This window comes from Deltaproteobacteria bacterium (genome assembly GCA_009930495.1).
Lineage (GTDB): Bacteria > Desulfobacterota > Desulfovibrionia > Desulfovibrionales > Desulfomicrobiaceae > Desulfomicrobium.
Genome location: RZYB01000228.1, coordinates 1 through 3,452, shown reverse-complemented (window position 1 = coordinate 3,452; position 3,452 = coordinate 1). Strand labels below are relative to the sequence as shown.

3 protein-coding genes are annotated in these 3,452 nt (G+C 30.0%); all 3 read left to right on the top strand.

Annotated features, from left to right (window positions below; all coding sequences use genetic code 11):
- Window positions 1-799 precede the first annotated feature (799 nt).
- The 3 genes from EOL86_12960 to EOL86_12950 are packed head-to-tail and all read left to right on the top strand — an operon-like array spanning window position 800 to window position 3,299.
- Complete coding sequence (locus tag EOL86_12960; GenBank protein NCD26483.1) at window positions 800-2,233, top strand: hypothetical protein; 1,434 nt, start codon at window positions 800-802, stop codon at window positions 2,231-2,233.
- Complete coding sequence (locus EOL86_12955; protein ID NCD26482.1) at window positions 2,181-3,026, top strand: AAA family ATPase; 846 nt, start codon at window positions 2,181-2,183, stop codon at window positions 3,024-3,026. Before EOL86_12960 ends, EOL86_12955 begins: the two co-directional genes overlap by 53 nt.
- 12 nt (window positions 3,027-3,038) lie before the next feature.
- Window positions 3,039-3,299 carry a hypothetical protein gene (locus EOL86_12950; GenBank protein ID NCD26481.1) on the top strand — a complete coding sequence of 87 codons (261 nt, stop codon included), beginning with the start codon at window positions 3,039-3,041 and terminating at the stop codon, window positions 3,297-3,299.
- The last annotated feature ends 153 nt before the right edge of the window (window positions 3,300-3,452 follow it).

Sequence of the window (3,452 nt, the reverse complement as noted above, 5' to 3'; positions counted from 1 at the left end):
TGTTATTGCTAACTCCTAATGTCAAAAGCTTGATTAAGTGCTTTGCTCATTATTACAAATAAAGATTAGTTGTTTTGTCTCTTTATTTATGAACTATTCCATATTATAATACGTAATTATTAAAAATTAAGATTGAAAAAGGAGAAAAAAGAGTGAAACCCCCAAATTTTCTACCAGATTATTTAAGGTTTCACTCACTAAAAACGTGATTATAATATTAGCACTGAAATTTCTAAATATCAATATGTTAAAGGATAAAGTATATTTATAACTTTAAATGAAGATTATGTAATAAAGTGTCCCGTTTGTGGAAAAGCGATGAAAATTAATAAATACCGACTTAGATATTTAAAGTTTTCTGATGAACAAAGAGTTAAGTTCAGGGTTCCAGTCTATTATTGTGATTGTAGTGGTAGAAAACGGTATCACACTGTTTTACCAGATTTTATGATTCCCTACAAACAATATGCAGCTGTTAGAATAGCTCAATATATCTTCAATTCATTTAAAGTAGATAATTGCACTTGTGCAATATCTACAATAAGAAACTGGAAAAAATGGTATTATAGAAACTATAGTAGGTTTAAAGATACCATTAAAATTATTTCTACAAATACAAAGTACTTACTAACTTATGTAACTTCATTATCAACTATAGATCTCCAAAAATGGAGCAACCTTAGCAAAATATGCTTCTTTAGCAGTCTATTTAGTGAAATAGGAAACCGACTAGTTCACATTTTATGCCACAGATAAAACAACTATTTTATTAGTATTATTTTATTTCGGAGGTAATAAAATGGCAAAAAATGTAGCAACAAAGCAAGAAATAGTAGCTACTGAACGGTTTAATCTAATTTCCACATTTATTGATGAAAATTTGACTAAAAAAGAAAGATTATCCCTCATTAAAGAGAAAAGCTTAAATGGAGGGCCAAGTGTTCGAACACTTAAAAGATATCTAGAAAGTTATCAAGAAGGCGGATTCACTGCTTTAATACCAAAGAGTAAAGGAAAAAGCATTGGTAAAGCTGTTGAACAAGAGATATTGGATTTAGCAATTACTGCAAGAAGAGAAAATCCACAAAGAAGTATTAAAGATATTATCTATATCTTAGAGGTAAGAGGCGATGTTGAAAAAGGAAGCTTAAAAAGATCTACTCTTCAAAGATATTTTCAAAAAGCTGGATTTTCTAAAAAACAAATGAATAATTATGTTAAATCTACAGGTGTTGCAACTAGAAGATACCGAAAGAGTCATAGGATGGAACAACTTCAAAGTGATTTTAAATATGGACCTTATTTACCAATTGGTAAAAACAACAAAATGATTCAAACCTATTTTATAGGTTGGATAGACAATAGCTCTAGAATGATGTTGGATGGTAAGTTTTATTCTAGACAAACCTTCTATGAGGTAGAAGATTCTCTTAGAAGAGTTATCATGAAATATGGTACTCCCTCCACCATACTTTTAGATAATGGATCAGCTTTTATTCATAAGAAACTAGCAACTATTTGTGCTAAATGTAGCATACAGAAAATTCATGCTAAGCCCTTCTCACCCCAAACAAAAGGCCTAATTGAAGTGTTTAACGCATTTTTAAATAAGTTTATTTCAGAAGCTGCATTAGAAAAATATAATACTCTAGAAGAGATGAATTCAAACTATGATGCATGGGTAGAGCAATATTACAATAAAACATTACATTCAGGTTTAAAAGAAGGTACTCCTAGATCTGCCTTTGCTAAAGATAATAAACCACTAAGATTTATTAGTGATGAATTACTAGTAAATGCTTTTTCAACAAGGGTTACTAGAAAGGTTAACAATGATTGTACGATATCTATTGATGGAACTAACTATGATATTCAAAATCCAAATCTTATTGGATTCGAAGTAGAAGTAATTTATGATCCTCAAGATAAAGAAAAAGTTGTTGTTAGAAGAGTAGGATTTGAAGACATAATTGCTAATGTTTTGGTTATTAGTTCTTTTGTTAAGAAAGAAGCAAAGAGAGAAGCAACAGGAAAGTCAGTACTTCCAGCATTTAAATCAGATTTATTAGAAGGCGTAAGACAAGCTCAAGCAAAAGATGATTTTAACTTTGATCTTGACTTAGCAAGTAAAGCTTCTAAAAGAAATGAAGAAGAGCAATTAAAGCTAAATAGTACTGAATATGCTTACAAGCTTTCTAATTCACAAGAGGAGAATAGTGATGATAGATATTAAAAAATATTACAAAATAAGTAAAATTCCATTCTCGAGTGACATAGATGTTTCAAAGTTATTATTAACACAGACACATAAAGAAATTCTTAGTAGATTAGAATTTGCAGCTAAAGAACAAAAGTTTGTTGTATTTACTGCTGAATGTGGCTCTGGAAAAACCACATTACTTAGATTGTTGAGAAAGAAGCTAAGTGATGATAAATACCAACTATTTTATTTAAGTGATAGCGATTTGACTCCTCGACTAATTTATAAACAGATATTGCTACAATTAAATATTAATACAAACTACTACCGAGGAGATAGCAAGGCATTGTTACATTCACAGCTTGAATTTTTAAAATCTACAAAAAACAAAAAGATTATTACCATAATCGATGAAGCGCATCTGCTAAAAAAACCAGCAATTGAGGAGGTAAGGTTCCTACTAAACTATAGAATGGATAGCTATGCACCAATGTCCTTAATTCTAGTTGGACAACCAGAATTAAAAGATAAACTTTACAAAAGAAACTATGAGGCTGTAAGGCAAAGGGTTAACATGGTGTGCAAATTAAGTAATCTTAATAGAGAAGAGACAGAAGAGTATATTAAAACTCATCTAACAAGTGTTGGCTACAAAAAAGAGTTATTTACACAGGAATCTATTGATTTCATTTATGAAGCTTCTCAAGGTAGTCCAAGAACTATTAACAACATCTGTTACCAGTCCCTAATAAGTAATGCTTTTGAAAAAGGTGAATTAATAAAAACCCCATTAGTGAAGAATGTATGCAACTGTGAGTTGCTTTAAAGGAAGAAACTTATGGAAACTCAATTAATAATACAGGAAATATTTGATAACACTTTAGAAGAATTAAACAAATCTAAACTTCTAAATGCTACAATGTATGAACTAGTAAAAAAGTATGAAGCAATGCTTTCACAAAGCTTTGTTAGATCATGTAAGTGTAGCAGTATCGCTAGGATATTAGATAAAAACTCTAATGAGATTCAAGATGAAAAATACTTGCTAGAACAATTAAACATTTCAAAAAGGATGTACACTAAAACCTTGAAACAATAGCAGTAAACTCTATTAAACCAAAGCTCCCTGAAAACTAATCAAGGGAGCTTCTTTAGCGCTTGAACATAAATAATAAATTGGACAAAATGAATAAGCAGTAATTTGCAAAGCATCTGAGCAATCATTTGACAGAATTACTTAGCAAGAACAATA

Coding starts and splice junctions, on each gene's coding strand:
- EOL86_12960 (NCD26483.1), top strand. CDS start 800: ATGGCAAAAAATGTAGCAACAAAGCAAGAAATAGTAGCTACTGAACGG.
- EOL86_12955 (NCD26482.1), top strand. CDS start 2,181: ATGCTTACAAGCTTTCTAATTCACAAGAGGAGAATAGTGATGATAGAT.
- EOL86_12950 (NCD26481.1), top strand. CDS start 3,039: ATGGAAACTCAATTAATAATACAGGAAATATTTGATAACACTTTAGAA.